This window comes from Streptomyces sp. B21-105, from assembly GCF_036898465.1.
GTDB lineage: Bacteria > Actinomycetota > Actinomycetes > Streptomycetales > Streptomycetaceae > Streptomyces.
In genome coordinates this window covers 586734-612396 of record NZ_JARUMJ010000001.1, presented here as the reverse complement: position 1 = coordinate 612396, position 25663 = coordinate 586734, and the positions used below count along the sequence as shown (strand labels likewise).

22 protein-coding genes and 2 pseudogenes are annotated in these 25663 nt (G+C 73.7%); 13 read left to right on the top strand and 11 right to left on the bottom strand.

Annotated elements, in window-relative coordinates; all coding sequences use genetic code 11:
• The first annotated feature begins 35 nt into the window (after positions 1-35).
• Both QA802_RS02530 and QA802_RS02525 read left to right on the top strand, forming a co-directional pair.
• Entirely contained in the window at positions 36-278 is a 243-nt protein-coding gene (locus QA802_RS02530; protein WP_334517796.1) for a DUF397 domain-containing protein, read from the top strand.
• A gap of 339 nt (positions 279-617) precedes the next feature.
• Positions 618-1115, top strand: a complete 498-nt coding sequence (locus tag QA802_RS02525) for a hypothetical protein (RefSeq protein WP_319165450.1) — start codon at positions 618-620, stop codon at positions 1113-1115.
• Positions 1116-1160: 45 nt separating this feature from the next.
• On the opposite strand, the gene QA802_RS02520 is transcribed toward QA802_RS02525, so the two are convergent.
• Both QA802_RS02520 and QA802_RS02515 read right to left on the bottom strand, forming a co-directional pair.
• Positions 1161-3146: an N-acetylmuramoyl-L-alanine amidase gene (locus QA802_RS02520; protein WP_334517793.1), complete on the bottom strand. Its 1986-nt coding sequence runs from the start codon at positions 3144-3146 to the stop codon at positions 1161-1163.
• A 216-nt stretch (positions 3147-3362) separates the two neighbouring features.
• Positions 3363-4499, bottom strand: coding sequence for an aminoglycoside phosphotransferase family protein (locus QA802_RS02515; RefSeq protein ID WP_334517792.1), 1137 nt, complete (start codon positions 4497-4499; stop codon positions 3363-3365).
• Positions 4500-4731: 232 nt separating this feature from the next.
• Between QA802_RS02515 and QA802_RS02510 the strand changes: the two genes are divergently transcribed.
• The gene (locus QA802_RS02510) at positions 4732-6234 is read left to right on the top strand and encodes a DNA-binding protein NsdB (protein WP_334517791.1); all 1503 of its coding nucleotides are present in this window, start codon (positions 4732-4734) and stop codon (positions 6232-6234) included.
• An 83-nt stretch (positions 6235-6317) separates the two neighbouring features.
• On the opposite strand, the gene QA802_RS02505 is transcribed toward QA802_RS02510, so the two are convergent.
• Positions 6318-7712, bottom strand: coding sequence for a PP2C family protein-serine/threonine phosphatase (locus tag QA802_RS02505; RefSeq protein ID WP_334517790.1), 1395 nt, complete (start codon positions 7710-7712; stop codon positions 6318-6320).
• A gap of 349 nt (positions 7713-8061) precedes the next feature.
• Between QA802_RS02505 and QA802_RS02500 the strand changes: the two genes are divergently transcribed.
• Positions 8062-8475: an SsgA family sporulation/cell division regulator gene (locus QA802_RS02500; protein WP_319165456.1), complete on the top strand. Its 414-nt coding sequence runs from the start codon at positions 8062-8064 to the stop codon at positions 8473-8475.
• A 73-nt stretch (positions 8476-8548) separates the two neighbouring features.
• Here QA802_RS02500 and QA802_RS02495 read toward each other — a convergent pair whose 3' ends face one another.
• Entirely contained in the window at positions 8549-9574 is a 1026-nt protein-coding gene (locus tag QA802_RS02495) for a Gfo/Idh/MocA family protein (RefSeq protein WP_334517789.1), read from the bottom strand.
• Between the two features lie 85 nt (positions 9575-9659).
• Positions 9660-10754: a baeRF3 domain-containing protein gene (locus QA802_RS02490; protein ID WP_334517788.1), complete on the bottom strand. Its 1095-nt coding sequence runs from the start codon at positions 10752-10754 to the stop codon at positions 9660-9662.
• Positions 10755-11018: 264 nt separating this feature from the next.
• On the opposite strand from QA802_RS02490, the gene QA802_RS02485 reads away from it, so the two are divergent.
• A complete protein-coding gene (locus tag QA802_RS02485; protein ID WP_334517786.1) occupies positions 11019-11801 on the top strand; it encodes an alpha/beta fold hydrolase in 783 nt (260 codons plus the stop codon).
• Positions 11802-11846: 45 nt separating this feature from the next.
• Here the strand turns inward: QA802_RS02485 and QA802_RS02480 are convergent, their stop codons facing one another.
• On the bottom strand, positions 11847-13493 hold the full coding sequence (locus tag QA802_RS02480) for an alpha/beta hydrolase (RefSeq protein ID WP_334534259.1): 1647 nt from the start codon (positions 13491-13493) through the stop codon (positions 11847-11849).
• Between the two features lie 239 nt (positions 13494-13732).
• On the opposite strand from QA802_RS02480, the gene QA802_RS02475 reads away from it, so the two are divergent.
• Both QA802_RS02475 and QA802_RS02470 read left to right on the top strand, forming a co-directional pair.
• Positions 13733-14578, top strand: a complete 846-nt coding sequence (locus QA802_RS02475; protein WP_334517785.1) for a chaplin — start codon at positions 13733-13735, stop codon at positions 14576-14578.
• A 182-nt stretch (positions 14579-14760) separates the two neighbouring features.
• Positions 14761-15543 carry a GNAT family N-acetyltransferase gene (locus tag QA802_RS02470; protein WP_334517784.1) on the top strand — a complete coding sequence of 261 codons (783 nt, stop codon included), beginning with the start codon at positions 14761-14763 and terminating at the stop codon, positions 15541-15543.
• Between the two features lie 63 nt (positions 15544-15606).
• Here QA802_RS02470 and QA802_RS02465 read toward each other — a convergent pair whose 3' ends face one another.
• Positions 15607-16047 (bottom strand): SPW repeat protein, encoded by a 441-nt coding sequence (locus QA802_RS02465; RefSeq protein WP_334517782.1) that lies wholly within the window; start codon positions 16045-16047, stop codon positions 15607-15609.
• 139 nt (positions 16048-16186) lie between these two features.
• On the opposite strand from QA802_RS02465, the pseudogene QA802_RS02460 reads away from it, so the two are divergent.
• A pseudogene (locus QA802_RS02460) lies at positions 16187-17156 on the top strand (B12-binding domain-containing protein); the annotation flags it as partial.
• Between the two features lie 39 nt (positions 17157-17195).
• Here QA802_RS02460 and QA802_RS02455 read toward each other — a convergent pair.
• A complete protein-coding gene (locus QA802_RS02455; protein ID WP_334517780.1) occupies positions 17196-18569 on the bottom strand; it encodes a cryptochrome/photolyase family protein in 1374 nt (457 codons plus the stop codon).
• A gap of 123 nt (positions 18570-18692) precedes the next feature.
• Positions 18693-20216, bottom strand: coding sequence for an SDR family oxidoreductase (locus tag QA802_RS02450; RefSeq protein ID WP_334517778.1), 1524 nt, complete (start codon positions 20214-20216; stop codon positions 18693-18695).
• 347 nt (positions 20217-20563) lie between these two features.
• Between QA802_RS02450 and QA802_RS02445 the strand changes: the two genes are divergently transcribed.
• Entirely contained in the window at positions 20564-20731 is a 168-nt protein-coding gene (locus tag QA802_RS02445) for a DUF8839 family protein (protein WP_334517776.1), read from the top strand.
• Between the two features lie 48 nt (positions 20732-20779).
• On the opposite strand, the gene QA802_RS02440 is transcribed toward QA802_RS02445, so the two are convergent.
• Positions 20780-21808 (bottom strand): acyl-CoA dehydrogenase family protein, encoded by a 1029-nt coding sequence (locus tag QA802_RS02440; RefSeq protein WP_334517774.1) that lies wholly within the window; start codon positions 21806-21808, stop codon positions 20780-20782.
• Between the two features lie 99 nt (positions 21809-21907).
• Between QA802_RS02440 and QA802_RS02435 the strand changes: the two genes are divergently transcribed.
• The 3 genes and pseudogenes from QA802_RS02435 to QA802_RS02425 all read left to right on the top strand — a co-directional run bounded on the left by QA802_RS02435 (position 21908) and on the right by QA802_RS02425 (position 24403).
• The gene (locus tag QA802_RS02435; RefSeq protein ID WP_334517773.1) at positions 21908-22258 is read left to right on the top strand and encodes a YciI family protein; all 351 of its coding nucleotides are present in this window, start codon (positions 21908-21910) and stop codon (positions 22256-22258) included.
• Positions 22259-22261: 3 nt separating this feature from the next.
• Positions 22262-22540, top strand: a pseudogene (locus QA802_RS02430) (sigma factor); the annotation flags it as partial.
• 537 nt (positions 22541-23077) lie between these two features.
• Entirely contained in the window at positions 23078-24403 is a 1326-nt protein-coding gene (locus QA802_RS02425) for an aldehyde dehydrogenase family protein (RefSeq protein WP_334534256.1), read from the top strand.
• A gap of 157 nt (positions 24404-24560) precedes the next feature.
• Here the strand turns inward: QA802_RS02425 and QA802_RS02420 are convergent, their stop codons facing one another.
• Positions 24561-25019 carry a pyridoxamine 5'-phosphate oxidase family protein gene (locus tag QA802_RS02420; RefSeq protein ID WP_334517771.1) on the bottom strand — a complete coding sequence of 153 codons (459 nt, stop codon included), beginning with the start codon at positions 25017-25019 and terminating at the stop codon, positions 24561-24563.
• A 238-nt stretch (positions 25020-25257) separates the two neighbouring features.
• Between QA802_RS02420 and QA802_RS02415 the strand changes: the two genes are divergently transcribed.
• Positions 25258-25656, top strand: coding sequence for a VOC family protein (locus QA802_RS02415; protein ID WP_334517769.1), 399 nt, complete (start codon positions 25258-25260; stop codon positions 25654-25656).
• Positions 25657-25663 lie beyond the last annotated feature (7 nt).

Here is a 25663-nt window from a genome sequence, read left to right as displayed (position 1 = left end):
GACCCGCGGACGACGAGACCGGGAGGAGCACGGACGTGGCCGAGAGCACCATCCAGCAGCATCCGCTCACGGGCTGGGACAAGCCGGAGCTGGACCTCAGCAACGCCGAGTGGCAGTCCAGCAGCCGGGGGCGGGGGGATGTCCAGATCGCCTTCGTCGAGGGGTTCATCGCGATGCGCAACAGCGGCAGCCCCCAGAGCCCTTCTCTGATCTTCACGCCCGCGGAGTGGGGCGCGTTCGTGTCGGGGGCGCGGGAAGGGGAGTTCGACCTGACCTGAGACCGGTCGTCACCTGAGACCGTCGTTCCCTGGGGCCGGGCGTCACCTGAGACAGGTCGTGCCCGGGACCAGGGCGTTCCCGGTCGCCTTGATCCCGTCGGCGCCGTCGGGGATGCGACGGGATCCGGCCGACGGGCGGACCTCGCCCTCGCCCTCGCGCGCGACGGGCGGACCGAGCGAGCGGGCAGGCCGAGCCCGCCGGTCGAGTGGGCCTGCCGAACGGGCCTGCCGTGGGGGAACCCGGACCGGTGCGAGCGGCCGTCCCCGGCCCGCGTCCGCACGACGGACCGGGACGCTCCCACCCGCCGCCGTACGGCCGCGGCCACGTACCATGGCCGCATGTCGTTCCTCCGCCGCCGCAGCGCCACGCCCGCCGGGCCCGAATTCGACGTTCTGGCCATGGACCCGGGCGACTGGCCCGGCAATCTGGGCGCCGGCCTGCTGCCCGCGCCCGACGGCAGCTGCCAGGGCGTCTTCCTGCGCTACGACCTCTTCGGCGGCCGCGGCCCCGCGATGATCATCGGCAATCTGCCCGAGGGCTCCCCGGCCCGTGAGGTGGAGGAGGGGGAGATTCCCTTCGAGGTGGCCCAGCTGCTGCTCGCGCTGGAGAACGACGAGGAGGTGACCGTCGTCGGCGTCGAGGACATGCCGGTGATGCAGGGCGACAACCTGCTGATCGTGCGGCGGCTGAAGCTGTCCGAGGGGCGCGTCTCCTGCGTGCAGTTCGACCGCAGCGACAACGTCCTGGTGACCATCGCCGCCTGGGACCGCCCCATCACCGACGACCTGTACGCCCTGCTGAAGCCCCTCCCGGCGGAGCTGTTCCAGCAGGGCTGAGGCGCGGCCAGGCCGGGCCGCGGGAACCCCGGGGCCCGGGGAACGCTAGGAATCCGACGGCATCAGCTTCACGTCCGAGGCCCGCACGAACGCCACCCGGTGGCCGTACTGGATCTCGTAGTACTGCTCGCGGCCGACGACGAGCCGGTGCGAACCGGTGGAGAAGGTGGCCGCGTAGTAGTACTCGCCCGGCACCTTGCCCCCGACAACGTACCGCTGCCCCTTGGGCAGCTTGTACGGCAGCGCGGACACCGGCTGGACCGGCACGCCCGCCGGATAGGCCGACGCCTCCGGGTAGGCGCGGCCGTAGAGCGGGACGCTCGTGACGCCGTCCCTGGGCGTGACCACCTGGCCCGCCGCGGGAACGGCCGTAGGCCGCGCGGCGGGGTTCTCGAACCACGCCTTCTGGCCGAGGTACCAGATCGCCGTCCAGTCGCCCCACCGGTCGGCGACCGCGTACTGCTGCCCGGTGGACACCCGTGACGAGGTGTCGTTCAGGCCCTTGGTCGGACCCGAGCCCTGGCCGACGTCGTTGATCAGCGCGGAGTTCTCGTCGTGGTCGGAGTACAGCCGGACCGCGCTGGAGCCGTGCGCGGCGCAGGTCTGACTCCGGGCGGCGCAGTCCGTGTACACCGGCCGGTTCGCGGCGTAGTCCGGCCGGATCGTCACCAGGCCGCCGCTGCTGTCGGCGCTGCCGTCGGCGGTCGCCGTGAAGGGGGCCTCCAGCAGCTCGAAGTAGTGCCGCCAGTCCCAGAAGGGGCCGGGGTCGGTGTGCATCCCCGACACGCTCGCCGCCGTCGGGCCGGGCACGTTGTCATGGCCGAGGACGTGCTGCCGGTCGAGCGGGATGTCGTACTTGTCGGCCAGGTACTTCACCAGTCGCGCGGACGAGCGGTACATGGCCTCCGTGTACCAGGAGTCCGGCGCGGCGAGGAAACCCTCGTGCTCCAGACCGATCGACTTGGAGTTGACGTACCAGTTGCCCGAGTGCCAGGCCACGTCCTTCGCCTTCACGTGCTGGGCGACATGCCCGTCGGTGGCGCGCAGCGAGTAGTTCCAGGACACGTAGGTCGGGTCCTGGATCATGGTCAGCACCCCGTCCCAGCCGCCCTCGGTGTCGTGCACGACGAGGTAGTCGATGTCGGGCGAGGCGGGCCGGTCGGCGACGTCGTGGTTGCCGTAGTCGTTGTCGCCGAACTGCTCGTAGGGCGCCGGGATCCACTCGCAGGACACCGTGGACGGGCATTCGGCGCCCGCTCGGGAGACCTGGCGCAGGCCGGTCCCGCGCAGCTGGGCCGTCCGCGGCGCGAGGCCCGGCTGTGCGGCGAGGGCCACCCGCTGGCCGGCGTCCGTGGTGCGCCGTTCGCCGGAGCGCAGCACGCCGTACACGTCGTTCGCGTAGGCGGCGGCGGTCGCGGTGTCGTCCGCGCCGGAGAAACGCGCCACCGCGCCGTACCAGGCGGCCGGGTCGGCGCTCAGCGGCTCGCCCAGCCGGCGCTGGGCGTCGGCGAGCAGGGCGGCGCCGCCCGCGATGTTGGCCGCGGGATCGGCGCGCAGTCGCCCGGCGTCGAGGCCGGTGAGCTTCGCGGCCCGCCCCAGCGTCTTCAGACGGGCCGGGACCCGCTCGTTCGACGGCGCCCGCACGCGCGGGGCCGGGGCTGTCCGGGCGGAGCCGCCGCGCGGGTTCGCGGTGCCGGTGCCGGTGCTGTGACGCGGGGCCGTGGCGAGGGCCGTGCGGACGTCGGTGAGGTGCATCGGGCCGTAGCCGCCGGTCACGCTCGGCGCTCCGGCGTGCGCGTCCCAACGGGACTGGAGGTAGGAGACGCCCAGCAGCACGCTCTGCGGCACGTGGTACCGGGCTGCCGCGGCCGCGAAGGCCCGCTGGAGGCTGTCCGCCGACCGGGGCGTGGCGTCGGCCTCGGCCGGGCGGGCGGCGCCGAGGAGCGGCAGCACGAGAGCCGCCGACGCCAGGGCGCCTGCGGCTCTACGGGTACGTCTGTACGGTCCGGGGGAAGTGGCGGGTCTGCGCAATGCGGCCTCCAGGGACGAGCGAGCGGGCGTGCGGGGGGCCGGCCACGGCCGACTGGCTCCGCCGGACCGACAACCCGTCAATCATGCCCATAACGGGGCGAATTCCCCCGTTAAGACACCGCGTACCCGCATACCCGCGTTGCCGCATGCCCGCGTCCCCGCATACGTCAGCCCGCGGTGCGCCGCCGTTCAGGCGCACCGCGGGCTGACGCTCCCTCAGCGGGTGCCGACCGCCGCGCGTACGGCCCGGCGGGCCAGCTGGCAGTCGTCGTGCAGTCGCCGCAGCAGCAGACGCTGTTCCTCGCCGGACGGCGCGGCTCCCGTGTGGGCCGCCCCCGGAGCCGGGGCCGTGTCGTGCATCGAGCGCTGCACGGCCGTCTCGTAGGTGCGGATCTCGCGGGTCAGGACCAGCATCAGGTTCACCAGGAAGGCGTCCCGGGAGGCAGGGCCCGCCGACTGGGCGATCTGGCTGATCTGACGGCGCGCCACGGGGGCGTCGCCCAGCGCCGACCACAGCGTCGCCAGGTCGTAGCCCGGCAGGTACCAGCCCGCGTGCTCCCAGTCCACCAGCACGGGACCGGCCGGTGAGAGGAGGATGTTCGACAGGAGGGCGTCGCCGTGGCAGAACTGCCCCATGCCCTGCCGGCCCGCGGTGGCGGCGATGCCGTGCAGCAGCTTCTGCAGGTCGCCCAGGTCCCGGTCGGTGAGCAGCCCCAGCTCGTGGTAGCGGGAGATACGGGCGGCGTAGTCCAGCGGTGCGTCGAACGAGCCGGCCGGCGGCCGCCAGGAGTTGAGCCGGCAGATCGCGCCGAGTGCGGCCCTGACGTCCGCCCGCGGAGGGGCTTCGGTGGGGTGCCGCTCCAGGGCCGCCGCCCGCCCCGGCATCCGCTCGATCACCAGTGTGCAGTTGTCCGGGTCCGCCGCGATCAGTCTCGGCACCCGCACCGGGGGGCGCTGCCGGACGAACGTGCGGTACGCCGCTATTTCGTGCCTGATCCGCTCCGCCCACACGGGGGAGTGGTCCAGTAAGCACTTGGCGACGGCCGTGCTGCGTCCCGTCGTGCCGACCAGGAGCACGGAACGTCCGCTGCGGCGCAGCACCTGGACCGGCGCGAACTCCGGACAGATGCGGTGCACCGAGGCGATCGCCGTGCGTAGTTGGGCGCCCTGGGGGCCGGACAGGTCGAGCCTGCCGCTGAGCGGTTGCGTGCCGAGCCCCGCGGGACGGCGCACGCCGCCCACGCCGAGCGCGGGGGCCGGCGTTCGCGCCGGGGCGAGGTAGGGGCCGCCGCCGCCCGGGCGGGTGTGCAGCGACCGGGGAGGGGCGGACACGGAGGACGATGCTGCGTACATGGGGGAAACAGATCCCTTCGTGTGCCGGACGTCAGAGCGCTGCCCCGACCGGCCCTTTCGGGTGCACCCTGGGGAATGTCCCTCGGCGACCGGGTCGGGGTGGCGCTTTCCTACCTGACACCCGTCGCCCAGTGGCACACCATCTGGCGAACCCTGGCGAACCATGGCGAATAGTCGCCCGGCAACTTTCACCGGGCTACTGTCAACTCAGCCGAGAACCTGGGGGCTTGACGTGAGCGGACAACCCAACACCCGTCTCTCGGATCTGTTCGGCCTGGCCGGCTGGTCCAAGGGCGAACTCGCGAGGCTGGTCAACCGGCAGGCGGCGGCCATGGGCCACCCCCAGCTGTCGACCGACACCTCCCGAGTGCGGCGGTGGATCGACATGGGAGAGATCCCGCGCGATCCGGTGCCGCGGGTGCTGGCGGCCCTGTTCACCGAGCGTCTCGGCCGTGTCGTGACCATCGAGGACCTCGGTCTGGTCCGGCACGGGCGTACAGGCAAACGGCCCGGCGGCGGGAGTGCTGAACACCCCGACGGCGTGCCGTGGGCGCCCGAACGGACTGCTGCGGTCCTCACCGAATTCACGGGAATGGACCTCATGCTCAACCGACGCGGTCTGGTGGGCGCGGGTGCCGCGCTCGCCGCGGGATCAGCTCTCAGCAGCGCCATGCACGACTGGCTGCACACCGACCCCACCCTTTCCGCCGACGCTCCCGCCGTCGACCATCCGCTTCTCCATCATGCCGATCCCGCCGGGTTCGACCGCTACGAGGCCGCTCCCATCGGGGCGGAGGAGGTCGACGAACTGGAGTGCTCGGTCGAGGTGTTCCGAGCCTGGGACGCGGCCCGCGGAGGCGGGCTGCAACGCAAGGCGGTCGTGGGACAGCTCAACGAGGTGGGCGGCATCCTGGCCTACCGTCATCCCGCCCATCTCCAGCGACGCCTGTGGGGCGTCGCCGCCAACCTCGCCGTCCTCGCCGGCTGGATGTCGCACGACGTCGGCCTCGAACCCACCGCCCAGAAGTACTTCGTCATCGCCGCGCATGCCGCACGGGAGGGCGGCGACCGGCCGCGGGCCGGCGAGGCGCTGTCCCGGGCCGCCCGGCAGATGGTCCACCTCGGACGGCCCGGCGACGCCCTCGACCTGATGAAACTGGCCCAGTCCGGCTCCGGCGAGGAGGTGGTGCCGCGCACCCGGGCGATGTTCCACACCATCGAGGCCTGGGCGCAGGCGGCGATGGGCAAGGGCCAGGCCATGCGGCGCACCCTCGGCCGGGCCGAGGACCTCTTCGTCTCCGACAAGGGCGACGTCGTCCCGCCGTCCTGGATGCAGACCTTCAAGGACGAGGATCTGTACGGCATGCAGGCTCTGGCCTACCGCACGCTGGCCGAGTTCGAGCCGCAGGCGGCCGCCCACGCCCAGTACTACGCGGAGAAGGCCCTGGCGCTGCGCGTCGACGGGCGCGAACGGTCGAAGATCTTCGACCATCTGTCCATGGCGTCCGCCTGCTTCATCGCGGACGACCCCGAACAGGCGGACCGGTTCGCACGGTTGGCCCTGATGTCGATGGGCTCGAACTCCTCCCGGCGCACCTGGGACCGGCTGAGTCAGATGTACCGGCTCACCGCGCAGTACGCCGGCTCCCCGAGGATCAGCGAGCTGCGCGAGGAGATCAGGCTGGCGCTGCCGAAGCAGAAGGGGGCGAAAGGGGGCGACAGCGCTCGGGCGTGAGACCGTCGGCTGCTCGGCCGTCACCGGGCATCGGCTGCCCGGCCGTCACCCGCCGCCACCCGTCATCGGGTCTCCCGGCTTCGCTACCGGGTCACCCGGGCGACGAGCACACAGGCGTCGTCGGTGCGTTCGGCCTCGCCGCACTCCTGCACGGCCGCTTCGACGCACTCCTCGGCGGTGCGTGCTCCGTCCAGGAGCGGAGCCAGCGCGAGCAGGCGGTCGGCGGGGGCCAGTGCGTCGGTGTGCAGCAGGATCAGGTCGCCCTCGCGGAGGGGCTCCTCGGCGTGCTCGTACGCGGCGCGTGGGGCGGCTCCGAGCAGAACGCCGTTCGGCGCCCGCAGCCGGCGTCCCGTCCCGTTGCGGAACAGCAGCGGGGCGGGGTGACCGGCCTGCGCCCACACCAGGGTGCGGGTGCGCGGCCGGTAGCGGCAGCACACGGCGCTGCCGAGGACCGGTCGGACGGTGGCGTCCAGTAACTGGTTCAGCAACGTCAGCAGCCGGGCGGGCCGGGTGCCCGCCATGGCCATGCCGCGCAGGGCGCCCAGCAGCATCGCCGTGTTCGAGGTGACGGCCGGCCCGTGTCCGGTGAGGTCGCCTACGCTGAGCAGGGTGTCGCCGTCGGGGAGTTCGAGGGCGTCGTACCAGTCGCCGCCGATCAGGGAGGCGGTGGCGGCGGGCAGACAGCGGGCGGCGACGTCGAGGGCGCTCGGGCCCTCGTGCGGCAGGCGCAGGGGGACGCGGTGCGGGGGCAGGACGGTTTCCCGCGGTTCGACCGCCGGCCGGTGCTCGGTCTGTGCCTGCCGCCGGGCCTGCATCGAGTCGTGACTCTCGCGCACCGCGCGCTGATTGCGGCGCAGTTCGCTGACGTCGCGCAGCACGGCCCACATGGAGGCGGTGGCGCCGTCGGAGTCGAGCACCGGTTCGCCCATCATGTGCACGGTGCGCGGTGGGCCTGTCGGGCGCAGGATGCGGAACTCGCCGTCGATGGGCCGGGCGTCGACCAGGCAGTCCGTGACCATCGCGGTCAGTTTGGACCGGTCCTCCTCGAGGACGAGACAGGGGAGTTCGTCGAGGGTGAGCGGGGGAGTGGCGGGGTCGCGGCCGAGAATCCGGTAGAGCTCCTCGGACCACACCGCTTCGTCCGTCAGCAGGTTCCACTCGGCGCTGCCGACCCGGCTGAGCAGGGACTCGCGCGGGGCAGTCGCGGCCGCGGCCGGGGGGCCGGCGGGCGGTGCGGGCCGTGGGCCGTCCCGTAACTGGGCCAAGTGCGCGTCGAGGTCGTCGAGTTGGTGCCGCGCCAGATCGTAGAGGGCGCGCTGCCAGCGCCCTTCGGGGTCCGTCGCGTCGCCCTGGGCGGCGTCCTGCCGTACGGCGTCCATGTCGCCCTTGAGCCGTCGGGCCTGCGAGATCAGCGCGTCCACCGAGCCGCGCGCCGGCGGCTGGGCGGCTGGGTGATCCGCAGAGACGTGGGGCGGCATGACGCTCTCCGATGCGGGACGGTACGACGAAGGATGACGTGAGGGCCGATACGACTGTGGCACAGCCCGCGAAGCGCTGTAAGGGATTTGGCAACACACGATTCGGTGGTGCTTCCGGCATATGCCAGAGTCTTCACGGAGGGGTGGACGAGTGCGACCCGAGCGCCGCAGAAGGGCTTCAAGTCGTAGACAGAGTACGTGACTTGAGGGACTCGTGAGGGGGCTGGGGCGAGTGTCATCCGAGTGTTCGACGTGCGTATGTTCTACGCTTCCGATCGTGTGACGCAGGTCACATTAATTGGTGTCGGACAAAGCGTAATGCGATCGGCCTCCGCGAGGTCCTATGTGCATGGACACCACTCTGGAACAACCCGTCCGCGCCCGGTTGATCACCGCGGAGGACCAGGCGCTGCCCGTGCCCGCCACACTCCGCTACGACTCCGCCGACCCGTTCGCCGTGCACGTCGACTTCCCGCCCGAGGTCTCCCTCGCGGGCGAGCCGGTCACCTGGACCTTCGGCCGCGGACTGCTGGAGCAGGGCGTGGACGGTCCGGCCGGAAGCGGTGACGTGCACATCTGGCCCTGCGGACAGGACCGCACGGTGGTGGAGTTCCACTCCCCGCTCGGGATGGCCCTGCTCCAGTTCGACACCGGGGCCCTGCGCCGCTTCCTGCTGCGCAGCTACGCGGTCGTGGCCTGTGGCACGGAGGACGTCGGCGACGCGGTCGACCAGGGACTGCAGGCCCTGCTCGGCAACGTCTGAGGCCCGCTCCGGGGCTTCGTCCGGGGTCCGCTTCGAGGCCTGGTCGCAGGCCCGGTCCGGGGCCCGCTCCGGCTCAGCGGCCGCGCGTGGCGTACAGCCCGGGGCGCGGGGCGAGTTCGACGCCGACGCGCGCCCCGCTCCCGAGGGCACGGACCCCGGCCTCGGCGACGGCCGAGGCCGCGTAGCCGTCCCACACGGACGGGCCGGTGACCCGGCCGCGCCGCGTGGCGTCGACCCAGGTCTGCACCTCGCGGTCGTAGGCGTCCGCGAACCGCACGAGATAGTCCTGCGGCACCTCCGCGCCGGCCGCGCCCCGCGCGGTGACGAGCATGCCGTGGTCGTCGCCGATGCGCGCGCTGCCCGCCTCGCACACGGCTTCGCAGCGCACCTGGTACCCGAAGCCGCAGTTGACGAAGACCTCCACGTCGACCAGGGCGCCGCCCGCGGTCTCGAAGAGCACGAACTGGGGGTCCAGCAGACCCTGCGGGGCGCCGGACGAGGGGCGCGGCCGCAGCACGGAGACCGAGGTCAGCTCCTGGCCGAGCAGCCAGCGGGCCGCGTCGATCTCGTGCGACACCGAACTGTCGACCAGCATCGCGCTGGTGAAGTCCGGCGGCGAGGACACGTTGCGGTGCACGCAGTGCAGCATCAGCGGCCGTCCGAGCCGCCCGTCGTCCAGCAGCGCCTTCAGCCTGCGGTACTCGGCGTCATAGCGTCGCATGAAACCGATCTGGGCCAGCCGCCGTCCGAGCCGGGCCTCCGCCTCCAGCACGCGCAGCGCCCCCGCCGTGTCCGGCACCATGGGCTTCTCGCAGAGGACCGGAAGGCCGCGCGCGAAGGCCGCGAGCAGCGCCTCCTGGTGGGCGGGCCCGGGCGAGGCGATCAGCACGGCCTCGACGCCGGGTGCGTCGAGCGCGGCCTCCGCCTCCGCGTGGACCGTCACCGCCTCGAGGCCGGCCACGGCCTCCTCGGCGCGCGCCGCGTCGGGGTCGGCCACCGCGGCCACCCGCGCTCCGCTCACCACGCGATCCAGGCGGCGCACATGGTCGGCGCCCATGTGTCCGGCCCCCAGCACCGCCACGCCCAGCAGGTCCCCCACGCGCCCGCCCCCTCCCGGTCGACGATCACGCGGTAGCGTACGCCGCCGGGGAAAGCAGCTGAACAGGGCCGTGGCGGACCTGCGGTCAGTAGCGCAGCACGCCGGCGATGCCGTCCAGCTCGCCCAGTGTGCCGTCCGGCACGAAACGCACCGCGGCGCCCGTCTCCAGGCACTGCTCCACGATCTCGTCGACGATGTCCTCGCGGGCGTCCAGGTCGCCGCTCGCGGCGGGGACGAGGTGGTCGCCGTGGTCGCGGACCGTGATCCGGAAGTTCTCCTCGACGGCCAGCAGCCGGACCCGGCCCTCCCGCGCGTTCTGCCACAGCTCGTCGACACCGGCCGCGAACATGCGGTGCCCGCGCGCCGAGTCGAGTACCCGGGCGACCGACGCCACGTCCCGGCGGGACTCCGCGTCGAGCAGGGGGCGCACCGCCTGCCACACGGCCTCGGGCGGGCCGTGCGAGAGTCCGCCGTGCGCGATGTGCAGCGCGTCGCGGGTGACGCCGCCCAGCTCGTCGAGGAGCGACAGCGCCGCCTGCTCGCCGGTGACGACCAGCGGCCGCGGGTGCGCGCGCAGCAGCCTGCCCACGGCGGTGTCGGCGTCGCGCAGGAAGTGACGGGTGTCCTCGTCACGGAACGTGCTGGGCAGATCGCCCGTCCGCTGCATGCGCTCGGCGTCGAAGTTCGGCCGCCTCTTGACCAGTGGGAAGCCGCCGGCGTGCTCCTCGGTCACCCGGTCGGCGCCGCCGTTCCACAGCGTGACGCGGTCGGCGGAGACCGAGCACACCCAGAAGGGCCGCTCGGCGGCCTGCGCGGAGACCAGGTTGCGGGTCAGGAACGTGTCGGAGAGCACGACGCGTTCGGGCACCGGACGGGCCAGCGACCACACCTGGTGCTCGCCCGGCGCCGCGTAGATGACCAGGCCGTCCTCGCTGTGCGCCAGGTCGACCTCGGCCAGGGCGCGATCGAGCTGTCCCGCGACGTCGGCGCGCCGCTCGCGGGTGATCGCCGGGTCGTGCTCCAGCTGTCTCTTCGCCTCAGCCACGACATTGCGCAGCCGGACCCGGTCCTGGGCGTTGCCGGGTTCGCGGCGGTGGGTCGGCGTCAGCACGGACACCGCCGGATAAGGGCGCGGGCGGCGCAGTTCGGAGAGGGCGGCGGGGCTGAGTGCGTGCTCCATATGAGCACGATAGGTCCGAATCGGGTATCGGGCATTCGGGGCAATGTCCGGGCAAGGTGGGAACGAGGGTGGAGCAAGGTGGGAGCAAGGGTGGGGGTGGCTCCAGGCAGGGCCAGGCAAGGTCGGGGCGAGGTCGGCGCGGGGAAGGCGAGCGTGGTCACGCTTCGGTCTCCCCGGCCGCCGCCGGTGACGGCGGCCCCGGCGGCCGGTTACCGTACGCGTCAGTAACCGGGACCGGACCGGACCGCACCGCAGGAGGCCTCCATGCCGCAGCTCGAAGTCGACGGCGCAGCACTGACGTACGACGACGAGGGCCCGCGCGACGGCGACGGCGTACCCCTGGTGTTCGTGCACGGCTGGACGGCCAACCGGCGCCGCTGGGACCACCAGGTGGCGCACTTCGCCGGGAAGCGCCGGGTGATCCGGTTCGACCTGCGCGGGCACGGCGAGAGCAGCGGGGCGGGTGTGAAGACGGTCGAGGAGCTCGCGCGAGACCTCCTCGCCCTCCTCGACCATCTGGAGATCGAACGGTTCGTGCTGGTCGGCCACTCGATGGGCGGGATGATCTCGCAGACCGTCGCGCTCTCCCACCCCGAGCGGGTGGAGCGCATGGTGCTGGTGAACTCCATCGGGCGCATGACCTACAGCCGGGGCCGAGGACTGCTGATGGGCGTCTCCACCCTCGTCCCCTTCAAACTGTTCGTCGCCGCCAACATCCAGCGCGCCTTCGCCCCCGGCTACCCGCGTGACGAGATCCGCGCGTACGTCAAGTCCTCCGCGGACACCCCGCGCGAGGTCGTCATGACCCTGTACGGCGCCATGCGGGCCTTCGACGTCCTCGACCGGGCCGGGGAGATCCAGGCCCCGACCCTGATGATCCACGGTTACCACGACATCCAGCTCCCGGTGGGTCAGATGCTGCGGATGGCCAAGGCCTACCCGGACGCCACCGTGCGCATCATCGACGCCGGTCACGAGCTCCCCGTGGAGAAGCCGGCCGAGCTGACCGCGGCGATCGACGCCTTCGTGACCGTCCGGGCCGCGTAGCCTCGCGCGACGTCGGACGAGGAGCAGCGGCAGGAACCGGCGCGCTCAGCCGGCGTCCTCGTCGGGCCCGCAGGAACTGCCGCTGGGCGGGAGCGATCCGTACAGCAGGAAGTCGTCCACCTTGCGGTGCACGCACTTCGACGATCCGTACCCGGTGTGGCCCTCGCCCTTGTTGTCGAGCACCACGGCCGCCGATCCGAGGCGCTTCGCCGTCTCCACGGTCCAGCGGTACGGCGTCGCCGGGTCGCCGCGCGTGCCGACCAGGAGGATCTTCGGGGTGCGCAGGTCCTTCACCTCGTCGCGGATGAAGTCGGTGCCCTTGGGGCGGCCGTAGCACAGCAGGACCTCGTTGAGACGGTAGCGGCCGAAGACCGGAGACGCCTTGTCGTAGGCGGCCCGCAGCCGTTCGAGGTCCGCGGTGATCCGGGCGGCGGTGGGGCGGTCCGGGTCGTCCGCGCAGTTGATCGCCATCAGTGCCGCGGGCAGGTTGTCGAGGGGCACGTCCTCCGCGTCGACCAGGGCGCCGGGGGAGGGATCGGTGCGGGCCGCGGACCGCGGCGGCAGCGGGACCGGGAGCGGTACGGGGAACGGCAGCGGATGGGTGAAGCCGCCGGTGGTGAACCCGAGGACCCCGCTGGGGTCGCCGTTCTCGATCAGCTGGGCCAGCGCCCGCTCCAGCAGGGGCCACAGCTCCCTGCTGTACAGGCCTTGCCCGAGGGCGCCGACGAGGTCCTGCCCGGTGAAGTCGTCACCGAAGTCGGTCGGCAGCGGATCCTCGTCGAGCGAGCGGACCAGCCGCACCACCTCCTGGCGTGCCACCCGCGGGTCCTGTCCGAACGGGCAGGCGATGTCCTTCACGCACCAGCCGACGAAGTCGTCCAGCGCCACCTGCTGGCCCCGGGCGCCCGCCAGGCCCTGCTCGGTGAGCGGCTCGGTGAGGGTGTCGACCCCGTCGAGGACCATCCGTCCCACCTTGTCGGGGAACCGGGCCGCGTACACCGCGCCGAGGCGGCTGCCGTAGGAGAAGCCGAGGTAGTTGAGCTTCCTGTCGCCGAGCGCCTGGCGCATGACGTCGAGGTCCTGGGCCGCGTGGACGGTGCCGATGTGCGGCAGGACCGGTCCGGAGTGCTCCGCGCAGTCGGCGGCGGCCTGCTTCAGCCGACTGAGGAGCTCCGGCGGATCGGCGAGGGCCGTGTCGTCGTTGAACGGGGCCGGCCCGCTGTCCTCGCCTTCCCCGCAGCTGACGGGGGAGGAGCGGCCGACGCCGCGCGGGTCGAGGGTGACCACGTCGTAGCCGTCCGTCAGGTCCATGAACTCCTTGCCGCCGTAGGCGAGTTCGGGGACGCCCGCGCCGCCGGGGCCGCCGAAGTTGAGCACCACCGAACCGTGCCTGTCGCCGGTGGCCCGGTAGCGGGCGAGCGCGAGATCGAGCGTGCCGGCCTCGGGGCGGGAGTAGTCGAGCGGGACGGTCACCTTGGCGCACTGCAGGTCCTTGGGCATGCCCTCGCCCTTGCACGCCGACCAGGCGACTTTCTGACCATAGAACCGGGACAGGTCAAGGCGGTCGTCCCCGTCGCCGGCGCGGTTCGCGGCGACCGTCGGCAGACCCGCGCCGCCCAGCAGGGTCAGCGCGGCGGTCGCGGCGAGCGCACAGCCCCGCAGCCCGGGCCGCGTCGACAGATTGGCCAGCATCAGTGCCTCCAGGGACGCCCGCAGCGGTCCGGGAACGGCGCCCTCGATCACGATAAGCGGCAGGTGCACGCCCCGCCTCCGGGCGGTGGGGCGGGCCCGGTGGACCCGGCCTGCCGCCCGTTCGGCGAGGGTGACACCCAATGGGGTGAAAGGGTGTTTAGGCATAACTCGGACGCGTCGCCGACGTTCTATCGGGTGCGGGCGACTGCCCGCGATTCAAGTCTGGAAGGCAGGGACCCATGAAACGGGTTACCCGAACCGGTGTGATGGCCGTCGCCGTGGTTTCCGGCGCGATGGCTGTGACACTGCCCGCACACGCCGATTCCGCGGCGAAGGGCGTCGCGGCCGGCTCGCCCGGGCTGATCTCCGGCAACGGGGTGCAGCTGCCGGTACACATCCCGGTGAACCTGTGCGGCAACACGGTCGACGTGGTGGGGCTGCTGAACCCCGCCGCGGGCAACACCTGCGCCAACAAGGGCGGGGCCGACGCCTCCGGCGGGCGCGGCGGACGGGGTGGGCACGGCGGGCACGGCGGGCGTGGCGGCTACGGGGAGCGCGGTGAGCACGGTGAGCACGGTGGACACGGCGGGCACGGCGGGCACGGCGGTCAGGGCGACCACGATGGGCGCGGCAGTCACGGAGCGCACGGCGGGTTCGGGGCGTCGTCCGGCGGCGGGGCCACCGCGCAGGGCGACATGGAAGGCTCCCCGGGCGTCGTCTCCGGCAACGGCCTTCAGCTGCCGGTGCAGCTCCCGGTGAACGTCAGCGGCAACAGCGTCAACGTCGTCGGCATCGGCGATCCGGCGTTCGGCAACGAGTCCGTGAACATCTCCGGCGAGAAGCCCGAGCAGCCGCCGCACCAGCCGCCGACCCGGCACACCCCGCCCTCGCCGCCCCAGCACCAGGGGCCGAAGGCCAATCCCTCGGCGCCCACCGTCGAGTCGGGCGCCAGGGGCCACGAGGCCTTGTCGTCGCTGGCCCACACGGGTGCCGACGCCACGCTGACCGCGCTGGCGGGCAGCACGGCGATGCTGCTCGGCGGAGCGCTGCTGTACCGCCGGTTCCGCCCCGGCGCGGAGCGCTGAGCGGCGCCTGGAGATCGACGGCCGCAGGCCCCGGCATATCAGGGGTCTGCGGCCGCCCATGCAGTCGCCCGCCCCCGCCGCCCGCCCGGCCCGCCCTCCCGGTCGCGCACCGTCGCCCGTACGGCGCCCCGCACGACCGAAATTGCGTTGTGCGGGCCGAGCCGGTGTGCTGGGGTGGGCGCATGGACCATGCCACGCTGCTCGCCTCGTACGACCGGGACATGCGCGAAGGCGCACGTCCCGAAAGCTCCGACGCACGGGTCGAACGGGCCGGGACCGTGGTCCGTCACATCGGCGGGGACGGCGGCTGGAACGGCGTTGTCTGGTCGGACCTCGACCGCGCCGGCGTCGACATCGACGCGGCTATCGCGGAACAGGTCGCCTTCTTCACCAGACTCGGCCGCGCGTTCGAGTGGAAGCTGTACCGGCACGACCGTCCGGCCGATCTCGGGCAGCGGCTCAGGTCGGCCGGATTCACGCCCGAGCCGGAGGAGACCCTGCTGATCGGCGAGACGGCCGGTCAGCTCGTGGACGCCAGGCCGCCCGAGGGCGTCCGCATCGTGCCGGTCACCGACCGGGCGGGCGTCGACCTCATGGTGGAGGCCCACGAGAAGGCCTTCGGGCGGGACGGATCCTGGCTGCGCAACCTGCTGCTGGCCCGCCTCGCCACCGACCCGGACACCCTCGTCGCCGTCGTCGCCCTGGCCGGTCGGACGCCAGTGAGCTCGGCGCGGATGGAGCTGATCGAGGGGACAGCGTTCGCCGGGCTGTGGGGCGGCGGCACGGTTGACGGCTGGCGTGGCCGGGGCGTCTACCGCGCGCTGATCGCCCACCGTGCCCGGATCGCCGCCGGGCGCGGTTACCGCTACCTCCAGGTCGACGCCTCCGACCAGAGCCGTCCCATCCTCGAACGTCTCGGCTTCACGGCTCTCAGCACGACGACGCCGTACGTGTACGCACCGTGACGCGGCCGGGCCGGTCCGCCCCCTGCGGCCCTGGCCCGACCGTTTTGCGGCGTGCGGCCGCCCCTACGGCTTCGACGTGCTCCTGGCCGCTGTGGCGGTGCACAGCAGCCCCAGGACCAGCGCCAGGGCGCCGATGATGATGTTGTTCACCGCGACACCGGCGTCCGGGCTGTCGCCGACGACCCACGGCGCGATGATCATCCAGATGCCGGCCGCGCACATGGCCCAGCTCAGGCCGTACATGCGGGCGGGAGCCGCGGTGAATCCGAGGCCCAGCAGAGCGATCGCGATGCCCACGATTAGGTTGTGGGTCATGAGCGCGGGCTGACTGGTGGTGTAGTGCAGGATCCACGGGGACACGGCGCAGTACAGACCGAGCAGGAACACCGGTCCGTCCACGAGCGCCACATCACGACCACCGAGCATGCGCGCGTACCGCGCCTGCATCTCGGAAACGTCGGGGTGCGTCGACATGTCACCTCTGGTGGGCGAGACGTTGGCCATGGTTCGTCTCCTTTGACTTTCCGGCCTGACCGCTTCGCTGCGGTGTGCGGTAAGTGCCGCGCATGTTCATTCTGCTCTTATTTGCTCCTTATGTGTAGAGGTCGGAGAGGTGTAGAGGCGGCTCTCGTATGGTCGGTCCGTGAGCGAGATTCCCAGCCCGGACGAGGCCGGGCTGACGACCGGGGCGCTGGCCCGTCGGCTGGGCGTGGCGCCCACCACCCTGCGCTCCTGACGGGCGGTACGGCATCGGGCCCGCCGCCCGCGACGACGGGCGGCACCGGCGCTGGCGGCCGGGTGACGTGGCCGTTCTGGTGCCGGCTCACCGCGTCCGGTGTGCCCCCGACGGACGCGGCCCGGACGGCGAAGGAGGAGGCCCGCCGGACCCTCCTGGACGCGCCGGAGCCGGGTCCGCGTCCGGCGGACGACAGCCGGGGCGTGGCGGGCGGTCCGGACGACGCGCTCCCGCTCGGCGCCGCCGTACGCCGGGAGTGCCGGGGTCTGGCCCGCGCCGCCGTACGACTCGACGCGCCGGGCGTCGCGGAACGACTGGGCGCGGCCGTGGAACGGCACGGACTGATCGCCGCCTGGCAGGAGGTGATGGTCCCGACGCTGCACGCTGTGGGACGCAGGTGGGCCTCCTCCGGCGACCGGTACGTCGAGGTGGAGCACCTGCTCTCCTGGCACGTCTGCACCGTGCTGCGCCGCGTCGTGCCCGCCGCGGCGCCTCGGCGGGCGGCGGGCCGGCCGGGACCCGTGCTGCTGGCCTGCGTCCCCGGCGAACAGCACGGTCTGCCGCTGGAGGCGCTGGACGCCGCACTCGGTCGACTGGGGGTGCCCACCCGCATGTTCGGGACGGCCGTGCCCGCCGAGGCGCTGGACTCGGCCGTCCGGCGGCTGGGGCCGGTCGCTGTCGTCCTGTGGGCCCAGGCACGCTCCACCGCGAGCATGCCGCTCGCCCGGCACGTCGCGCAGACCCGGTGGGGCGTCGCCGGGGCCCGGCGACGCCCGTGGTGGTACTCGGCGGTCCCGGCTGGGCCGGACGCCCCGCGCCCGGCCTGCCCCGGCCGAGCGGACTGGCCGAGGCCCTGACGCTGCCGGCCGGGGCGTACGGCGCCGTCCGAGCGCGGCCCGGCGCGGAAGACCCTCGTTCAGCGGCGTTCCCGGGCGCGCCGGAAGCGGTCGAGGCCCGCGGCGAGCTCGACGATCGGGTCCGGGTAGTCCAGCGCCGCCCGGTCCGGCCCCGGCAGCTTCCACGGCTCGTGGATCCCGGGCCCCGCCACGTCCCGCAGTTCCGGCACCCAGCGCCGCACGTAGGCGCCGTCGGGGTCGTACCGCTTCGCCTGGGTGACCGGGTTGAGGACCCGGTTGGGGCGCGAGTCGGTGCCGGTGCCCGCCATCCACTGCCAGTTGAGCTGGTTGTTGGCCACGTCCCCGTCGACCAGCAGGTCCAGAAAGTGCCGGGCGCCGACGCGCCAGTCCACGTAGAGGGTCTTGGCGAGGAAGCTTGCGGTCAGCAGCCGGCCCCGGTTGTGCATCCAGCCCTCGTGCCGCAGCTGCCGCATCGCCGCGTCGACGATCGGGTAGCCGGTGCGGCCCGCCCGCCACGCCTCGACGTCCTCGCGCGCGGTGCGCTCCGAGCGCCAGCGGTCGTGCTTGGTGCGGTAGTCGGCGTGCGCCGCGCCGGGCCGGGCCGCCAGCACCTGACGGTGGAAGTCGCGCCAGGCGAGCTGCCGCACGAAGGCCTCGGCGCCCGGGCCGCCGGCCCGGCGCGCACGGTGCACGAGCTCCACGGGGGACAGCGTGCCGAAGTGCAGATGGGGGGAGAGCCGTGAGGTGGCGTCGCCGGCCAGGTCGTCGTGCCGGTCCTCGTAGGGGACGATGCCGGACCGCAGCCAGGCGGCGAACCGCCGGCGGCCCTGCGTCTCGCCGCCCTCCGTCAGCGCGGGCGACAGTCCCGACAGGTCATTTCGGGAGGGCAGTGCCTCCGAGCCGACGCCCTCCGGGACCCGTACCGGGCCGGGCGCGTGCAGCGGGGTCCGCAGCCGCTGCTGCGACCAGCGCCGGAAGTACGGCGTGAAGACGGCGAAGTGGTCCGAGGAGGACGGCGCCACCGCTCCGGGACCGACCGCCGTCGTCACCGCGTCGTGCACGTGCAGCCGCACGCCCCGCGTCTCCAGCGCGGCCCGCAGCCGTTCCTCGCGGCGCCGTGCGTACGCGCTCACGTCGACGGCCAGATGAACCTCGTCGGCGGCCGTCTCCCCGGCCACCCGGCACACCTCGTCCACCGGGTCGCCGGAGCGCAGGACGAGCCGGCCGCCCCGCTCGCGCAGCCCGGCGTCGAGGTCGCGCAGGCTGTCCGCGAGGAAGGCCAGCCGGTTCGGCGCCGCGAACCCGGCGGCGTCCACGGCCCGGTCGCGCACGAACAGCGGCACCACCTGCCGTGACCCGTCGAGGGCCGCGCGCAGCGGCGGATGGTCGTGCAGGCGCAGGTCGGCGGTGAACAGGACGACCGAGACGTTCATGATCGTGGCTCCGGGACGCAATGGGGCGGACGAAGAACTGCTTCCGGGCGCTGCTTCCGGGCGGCGGGGCGCGACGGACGCACCCGCCCGTAAGAGCGATCGCGGGGCGTTCGCGCACGCCGGTCAGCGCGCCGGCCCGGACTCCCGGGCCCGCGCCCGGTCCTCGGCCGCCCGGGCGATGTTGCGGGCCATGCCGCCGAAGACGACCGAGTGGAAGGGCGCCACGCTCCACCAGTAGGCGTGGCCGAGGAGCCCGTGCGGATGGAACAGGGCGCGCTGGCGGAACCGGGTCCCGCCCTCGGGGTCGGTCCGCGCGTACAGCTCCAGCCAGGCCCGGCCCGGCAGCCGCATCTCCGCCCGCAGCCGCAGCAGCCGTCCCGGCTCGATCTCCTCGACCCGCCAGAAGTCCAGCGAGTCGCCCACCCGTAGCCGGGCGGCGTCCCGGCGGCCGCGGCGCAGCCCCACCCCGCCTGCCAGCCGGTCGAGCCCGCCGCGGACGGTCCAGGCGAGCGGGAACGAGTACCAGCCCTGCTCGCCGCCGATGGCCTCGATCACCTGCCACAGGGCGGCGCGCGGGGCGTCGACGGCGAGTTCCCGGTCGTCGGTGTACAGGCTGCCGCCGGCCCAGCCGGGGTCGGTGGGCAGCGGATCGCTGGGGGCGCCCGGCACCGACGCGGACGACCAGCGGGTGGCGACCTGCGCGTCGCGGACCTTGCGCAGCGCGAGCCGGACCGCTTCGTCGAAGCCGATCGGATGCCCCGGCGGGTCGGGCACGTAGCGGGCGATGTCGTGCTCGTGGCAGACCACCTCGTGCCGCAGCGACTCGGTGAGCGGCCGGGCGATCGACGCGGGCACGGGCGTCACCAGGCCGACCCAGTGGCTGGACAGGCCGGGGGTGAGCATCGGAACGGACAGGATGAGGCGGCGCGGCAGCTCGGCGACCGCGGCGTAGCGGAGCATCATCTCGCGGTACGTCAGTACGTCAGGGCCGCCGATGTCGAAGGCCCGGCTGACGTCGTCCGGCATGGCGGCGCTGCCGACGAGCGCGCGCAGCACGTCGCGCACCGCGACGGGCTGGATGCGGGTGTGCACCCAGCTCGGGGTGACCATCACCGGCAGGCGCTCGGTGAGATAGCGCAGCATCTCGAAGGAGGCCGAGCCGGAGCCGATGACGACCGCCGCCCGCAGCACCGTCGTCGCCGTCCCCGAGGCCAGCAGGATGCGGCCCACCTCGGCGCGCGAGCGCAGATGCGGCGACAGCTCCCGCTCGGGCACACCGGCCGGGGTGAGACCGCCGAGATAGACGACGCGACGAACCCCGGCGGCTCGCGCCTGCTCGCCGAAGATCCGCGCCGCCCGGCGGTCGGTCTCCTCGAAGTCGTCGCCTGTTCCCAGGGCGTGGACCAGGTAGTAGGCGACGTCCACGCCCCGCATCGCCGCCGCGACCGAGGAGGCGTCCGTGACGTCGCCGCGCACGGTCTCGGCTTCGCCCGCCCACGTGTGGTCGCGCAGCCGGTCGGGGGAGCGGGCCAGAGCGCGCACCCGGTGCCCGGCCGCGAGCAGCTCGGGGACCAGCCGCCCGCCGATGTAGCCGGTCGCGCCGGTCACCAGGCTCAGCGGTCCCGTGCGGTCACCCTGTGCGGTCATGAGTCCTCGGTCCTCCGCCTCGATGGCCCCCTGTTGATCGCTTCCACGCCGAGCGCCGTCATGGATGCGGGGACACGGGTTTGTCCGCACGATCGGGTGAGACGGCGGCCGACTGCGCCGATCGCGTGGCCGCGGCGAACGGTGGTGGCCCGGCCGGCCGAGCCGCCCCCGCGAGCCCGTCGAGGACGACCGTCTCGCGCGCGCGTGGACATGCCCGCCCGGATCGCGGGAAGCCGATCCGTGCACGGGTGCACGGGTCATCCGGGCATGGGTCGTCCGGGCACGGCCATCCGGCAGTCGTCGTCGGTCTCGGCGGTGTCCGTTTCGCTGTGGAGGTGTCTGCCGCTATGCGCGCGAAGGTGTTGGAGAAGTTCCCCGCGGGAGCGCCGCGCGGATCCTGGCCCGCGGAGGAGTACGCGGCCCGCCGACGGGCCGAGGGCGAGCCCGCGACCGTGGTCATGGATCTGAAGTCCGACGCGTTCCTCGTCGTCGTCCCGGGGTCGGAGGAGGACTGACCGGGCGGGCGCGGCGGCGGCGGACGGCGTTCTCCGTGCGCGGGCCCCTCAGGTTGTCAGGGCGGTCAGCTGGGCCTGTCGCGACTCCCGGGTCTGGGCCTGGACCATCAGGAACAGGGCCTCGCGCGCGAGGCGTTGGGCGCGGTTCGCCAGCAGCATGGAGCGGCCGCCGCCCGCGACGACGGCCGCCGTGGTAGCCGTCTGCAGCACCGCGAAGGCCCGGGTCCGCAGGGCCAGCCGGTCCCCGAGGCCCTCGTCGGGCGCCGCGCCGTCGGCGAGGGCGTAGGCCTGACGGCGGGTCTCGTCGAGGCGGTCGCGCAGCGGGGCCGCCGTCTCCTCGTCCAGCAGGGCCAGGGCCGCCCGCGTGACGCCGAAGACGGCGGGATTGGTGTTGACCGTCTTGCGGCGGTCGGCCGCCGACCAGAGTTCGTGCGGGGTGCGCACGACGACCGCCTCCTCCGGGACCCACAGACCCGCAAGCTCCAGGGATACCGTGCGGGCCGCCGTCAGGGCGGCCAGCCGAAGTGGCGCCGAGGCCCGCAGGCCCGGCTGTTCGCGCGCCTCGGTGAACGCGAACAGGGTTTCGCCCGTCTCCGTGACCCCGGCCAGCAGCATGACGTCGTTCAGGCCCCAGCCCGTGTACCAGGGCACCGTCCCGTCGAAGCGCCAGCCGTCCCCTTCCCGGGCGGCCCGCACCGGCGTGCGCGGATAGGCCCGCAGGTGGGCGTAGGCCACGCCGGCCAGCGACTCGCCCGTGGCCAGCCCGGGCAGCAGACGCTCGCGCAGCGGACCGTCGCTCCCGGCCAGCGCCAGCACCGGCGTGTGGTGCTGGGCCTGCACGAACCAGGTCGAGCAGCAGGCCCCGGCCAGGATCTCCGTCGTCTCGCGCACCAGCGACGCCGGCGCCCCGGTGCCGCCGTACTCCTTCGGCGCGTTCACGCCGAGCAGGCCCGAGCGGCCGATCGCCGTCAGGTGGCTCCTCGGGACCTCACCCTGGTCGACCTGCTCGGCGTGCGGGGCCAGCAGGTCGTCGGCGAGGCGGCGGGCGCGGGTGACGAGGGGGTGCGGTGCGGTCATGGCTGAGATTCTTTCCCGGATCGCGGCGCGGGGTGTCGATCCGGGGGAGGGTCGTTCGTGTAGGAGGTGAGACAACGGCACGACGCCAAGGAGGACGTCATGAAGCACTATCTGCTCAGCGTGGTCCAGCCGGCCGGCGGTGAGCCGCCCGGCGCCGACGAGCTGGCCGAGATCATGAGCCGTGTGCAGGCCTACAACGACGAGCTGCGCGCCGCCGGGGCCTGGGTCTTCGCCGGCGGTCTGCACGGCCCGGAGACGGCCACCGTGCTGCGGCCCGAGAACGGCGACGTGCTCATCACCGACGGGCCGTACGCCGAGGGCGAGGAGTACCTCGGCGGCCTCTGCCTGATCACGGCCGCCGACCTGGACGAGGCCCTGGAGTGGGGGCGCAAGGCCGCGCTCGCCACCACGCTGCCGATCGAGGTCCGCCCCTTCGTGGACACCCACTGACCGATGGCGGACACCCCGGACGCCCGGGACGCCCCGGAGGTCCCAGGTGCCACAGACGCCCGGGACACCCCGGACGTCCCGGACGTCGAGGCCGTCTTCCGCGCGGAGTACGGCCGGGCCGTCGCCGTCCTCGTCCGCTTCCTCGGCGACATCGACCTCGCCGAGGAAGCGGTCCAGGACGCCTTCGCCACGGCCGTGCGCCGCTGGCCGGAGACCGGCGCGCCGCCCGCCCCGGCCGACTGGATCATCACCACCGCCCGCGACAAGGCCCTCGACCGGCTGCGCCGGGAGTCCACCCCGGGCCGCCCGCCAGGCGGAGGCCGCCCTGCTGCACACCGCCGACCCGCCCGTGAAGGAGGGCCCGTGCGCGACGACCGGCTCCGGCTGATCTTCACCCGCTGCCATCCCGCGCCGGCCCGGGGCCCGCGTCCCGCGCTCGCCCTCGTCGACGCGCTGGACCTCCACGACTACCGCGTCCGGCACGCCGTCCGCGCCGACCTGCTGCGCCGGCTGGACCGCACGGCCGAGGCCGAACAGGCCCACCGGGGCGCCCTCGCACTCGGCGAGAGCCCGGCGGAGCGCGCCTCCTCGAGCGCCCGCTGCGCGAGCTCGCCCGCTGACCAGCCCGTACGGCGGGCAGGCCGGGCGGGGCCGGGAGGGCTGGCGGGCGGGCCGCTCCGGGGCGCGTCGGGGACGCCGCGCGTGAGGTCGTCGTCCACGGGAATGCATTTCGACTCCCGAATGGTTGGCATATACATCGAGCTGACCGCTCGCCCGACGACCCAGGGCCGCAAGGCCCGTGCACCCCAGCGAGGCACGATGACCACCGACGCCACTCCCGAGCAGCCCGCCGACCTCGTGGCCCGGCTGCGCGCCGCCTTCCGCACCGGCCGCACCAAGCCCGTCGCCTGGCGCACGGACCAGTTGCGCCGCCTGCGCCGCCTGCTCACCGACCAGGGCGCCGAGCTGGCCGCCGCCCTCCATGCCGACCTGGGCAAGAGCTCCACCGAGGCCTACCGCACCGAGATCGACTTCACCGTCCGGGAGATCGACCACACCCTCGAACACCTCGAGGGATGGCTGCGACCCGAGCCGGCCCCGGTCCCCGCCCACCTGGGCGCCGACGCGCGCGCCTGGACGCAGTACGACCCGCTCGGCGTCGTCCTCGTGATCGCGCCCTGGAACTACCCCGCCCAGCTCCTGCTCGCCCCGCTGGTCGGCGCTCTCGCCGCCGGCAACGCGGTGGTCGTCAAGCCCAGCGAGCTCGCCCCCGCCACCTCCGCCGCCCTGGCCCGTCTGCTGCCGACGCACCTCGACACCGAGGCGGTCGCCGTCGTCGAGGGCGGCGTCCCGGAGACCACCGCCCTGCTGGCCGAGCGGTTCGACCACATCTTCTACACCGGCAACGGCGTCGTCGGCCGCGTCGTGCTGCGCGCCGCCGCCGAGCACCTCACCCCGGTCACCCTCGAACTCGGCGGCAAGTCACCGGCGTTCGTCGACCGGGACGCCGATCTCGCCGTCGTCGCCGACCGGCTGGCCCGCGGCAAGTTCCTCAACGCCGGCCAGACCTGCGTCGCCCCCGACTACGTCCTCACCGACCCGGCGACGGCCGCCGCCCTCGAGCCGCTGCTGGCGCGGGCGGTCGAGAACGTCTACGGCGCCCACCCGCAGACCTCCGCCGAGTACGGCCGCATCGTCAACGAACGCCACTTCGACCGGCTCGCCGGGCTGCTGGACTCCGGCCGCGTCGTCGTCGGCGGGGGCAAGGACCGCGCGGACAAGTACCTCGCGCCGACCGTGCTCGCCGACGTCGACCCGAAGTCGCCCGTCATGCAGGAGGAGATCTTCGGCCCGATCCTGCCCATCGTCACCGTCGACGGCCTGGACGAGGCGATCGGCTTCATCAACGACCGCGACAAGCCCCTCGCCCTGTACGTCTTCACCGACTCCGACGACACCCGCGCCCGGATCGCCGCCGAGACCTCCTCCGGAGGCCTCGGCCACGGTCTGCCGCTGGCCCATCTCACCGTCTCCGACCTGCCGTTCGGCGGGGTGGGCCCGAGCGGCATGGGCAACTACCACGGGCGGTACTCCATCGAGACCTTCAGCCACCGCAAGGCCGTACTGGAAAAGCCCCTCCACTGAGCGACCGGCTCCCAGACGGCGGGCCTCCCCGGCCGGTTCCCCCGCGCGCCGGAGCGCGGGGGTGCACTCCGGGGCGCGGGGCGGCATCGCGTGCCCGGTCCGCGGCCCGCTGTCGGGCACTCGCCCGGTGCCCCACCCTTCACGGAAGGAGAGGGCGTCAGACGAGCCACACTCCGTCGCGCATCAGGTGTCGCAGGGGCAGCTCGCGCACCTCGCACCACGCCTGCACTGCCGTGGGCCGCACCCGGAAGAAGGCGTACGACGCACCCTCCCGGCGCGGATCCCACCCCGTCTTCGCCACGAAGGCGAGCACGGCTGCTTCCGGCGCGTCCTGCGAGCGGTACGTCTCGACCTCGCCGTCGACGAGGACCACATCCCGGGTGTCCCCGAACGCCAGCCGGGCCCGGCGGCCGTCCCGGAGATTGCCGCCCGTGGGGTTGGTGGGTCGGGTGACGAGCCACATGTGCTCTTCGTGCCAGACGAACCAGAGGGGGACGAGGTACGGCGTTCCCGCCCCGTCCGCCGTGGCGATCCAGACGTCCGTCTCCCGCTCAAGCCGCTCCAGGACGTCCTGCTTGCGCCGCGCGGGGCTGCGGGGCGGGTCGGTGATCTTCATGGCGGGGACGGTACCGGCGCCCGCGACGGCCGGCACCGGTCCATGGCCGCCACCGCCCTCGGGCGTGCGACCTACGTCCGCCGCGTCCGCCCTCCCCCGTCGTCAAAAGCGCCCCGCCGCGTACGGCGGTGACTGGCGCGGGTGAGGTTTTACGTATAACCTCACCCGTCTGTCGCATCTCCGGCGCGTTTTCCGCCGGCGTTGCCGTTCGTGTCGTGCCGCTCCCCGAAAGGCCCCGATGAGCCGTATCGCCCTGGTCACCCTCGTCGTCGACGACTACGACGCGGCGATCCGCTTCTACACCGAGGCGCTCGGCTTCCGGCTCGTCGAGGACGCGCCGCGGCCCGACGGCGCGCGCTGGGTCGTCGTACGGCCCGGGGACGGCCAGGACGGCGTGGGGCTGCTGCTCGCCCGGGCCAAGGGCGAGGAACAGCGCGCCCGGGTCGGGGACCAGACCGGTGACCGGGTCGGGTTCTTCCTGCACACCGACGACTTCGCCGGGGACCACGCCCGGATGGCCGCCGCCGGGGTGACCTTCCTGGAGGAGCCCCGTCACGAACCCTACGGATCCGTCGCCGTCTTCCAGGACCTGCACGGAAACCGCTGGGACCTGCTCCAGCCCGCCGCCACCGCCTGACCCGAGA

Excerpts from the sequence above, each read along its gene's own strand:
- QA802_RS02525 (WP_319165450.1), top strand. The coding sequence starts at position 618 with ATGTCGTTCCTCCGCCGCCGCAGCGCCACGCCCGCCGGGCCCGAATTC.
- QA802_RS02515 (WP_334517792.1), bottom strand. The coding sequence starts at position 4,499 with ATGTACGCAGCATCGTCCTCCGTGTCCGCCCCTCCCCGGTCGCTGCAC.
- QA802_RS02505 (WP_334517790.1), bottom strand. The coding sequence starts at position 7,712 with ATGCCGCCCCACGTCTCTGCGGATCACCCAGCCGCCCAGCCGCCGGCG.
- QA802_RS02500 (WP_319165456.1), top strand. The coding sequence starts at position 8,062 with ATGGACACCACTCTGGAACAACCCGTCCGCGCCCGGTTGATCACCGCG.
- QA802_RS02490 (WP_334517788.1), bottom strand. The coding sequence starts at position 10,754 with ATGGAGCACGCACTCAGCCCCGCCGCCCTCTCCGAACTGCGCCGCCCG.
- QA802_RS02485 (WP_334517786.1), top strand. The coding sequence starts at position 11,019 with ATGCCGCAGCTCGAAGTCGACGGCGCAGCACTGACGTACGACGACGAG.
- QA802_RS02480 (WP_334534259.1), bottom strand. The coding sequence starts at position 13,493 with ATGCTGGCCAATCTGTCGACGCGGCCCGGGCTGCGGGGCTGTGCGCTC.
- QA802_RS02475 (WP_334517785.1), top strand. The coding sequence starts at position 13,733 with ATGAAACGGGTTACCCGAACCGGTGTGATGGCCGTCGCCGTGGTTTCC.
- QA802_RS02470 (WP_334517784.1), top strand. The coding sequence starts at position 14,761 with ATGGACCATGCCACGCTGCTCGCCTCGTACGACCGGGACATGCGCGAA.
- QA802_RS02465 (WP_334517782.1), bottom strand. The coding sequence starts at position 16,047 with ATGGCCAACGTCTCGCCCACCAGAGGTGACATGTCGACGCACCCCGAC.
- QA802_RS02455 (WP_334517780.1), bottom strand. The coding sequence starts at position 18,569 with ATGAACGTCTCGGTCGTCCTGTTCACCGCCGACCTGCGCCTGCACGAC.
- QA802_RS02450 (WP_334517778.1), bottom strand. The coding sequence starts at position 20,216 with ATGACCGCACAGGGTGACCGCACGGGACCGCTGAGCCTGGTGACCGGC.
- QA802_RS02445 (WP_334517776.1), top strand. The coding sequence starts at position 20,564 with ATGCGCGCGAAGGTGTTGGAGAAGTTCCCCGCGGGAGCGCCGCGCGGA.
- QA802_RS02440 (WP_334517774.1), bottom strand. The coding sequence starts at position 21,808 with ATGACCGCACCGCACCCCCTCGTCACCCGCGCCCGCCGCCTCGCCGAC.
- QA802_RS02435 (WP_334517773.1), top strand. The coding sequence starts at position 21,908 with ATGAAGCACTATCTGCTCAGCGTGGTCCAGCCGGCCGGCGGTGAGCCG.
- QA802_RS02425 (WP_334534256.1), top strand. The coding sequence starts at position 23,078 with ATGACCACCGACGCCACTCCCGAGCAGCCCGCCGACCTCGTGGCCCGG.
- QA802_RS02420 (WP_334517771.1), bottom strand. The coding sequence starts at position 25,019 with ATGAAGATCACCGACCCGCCCCGCAGCCCCGCGCGGCGCAAGCAGGAC.
- QA802_RS02415 (WP_334517769.1), top strand. The coding sequence starts at position 25,258 with ATGAGCCGTATCGCCCTGGTCACCCTCGTCGTCGACGACTACGACGCG.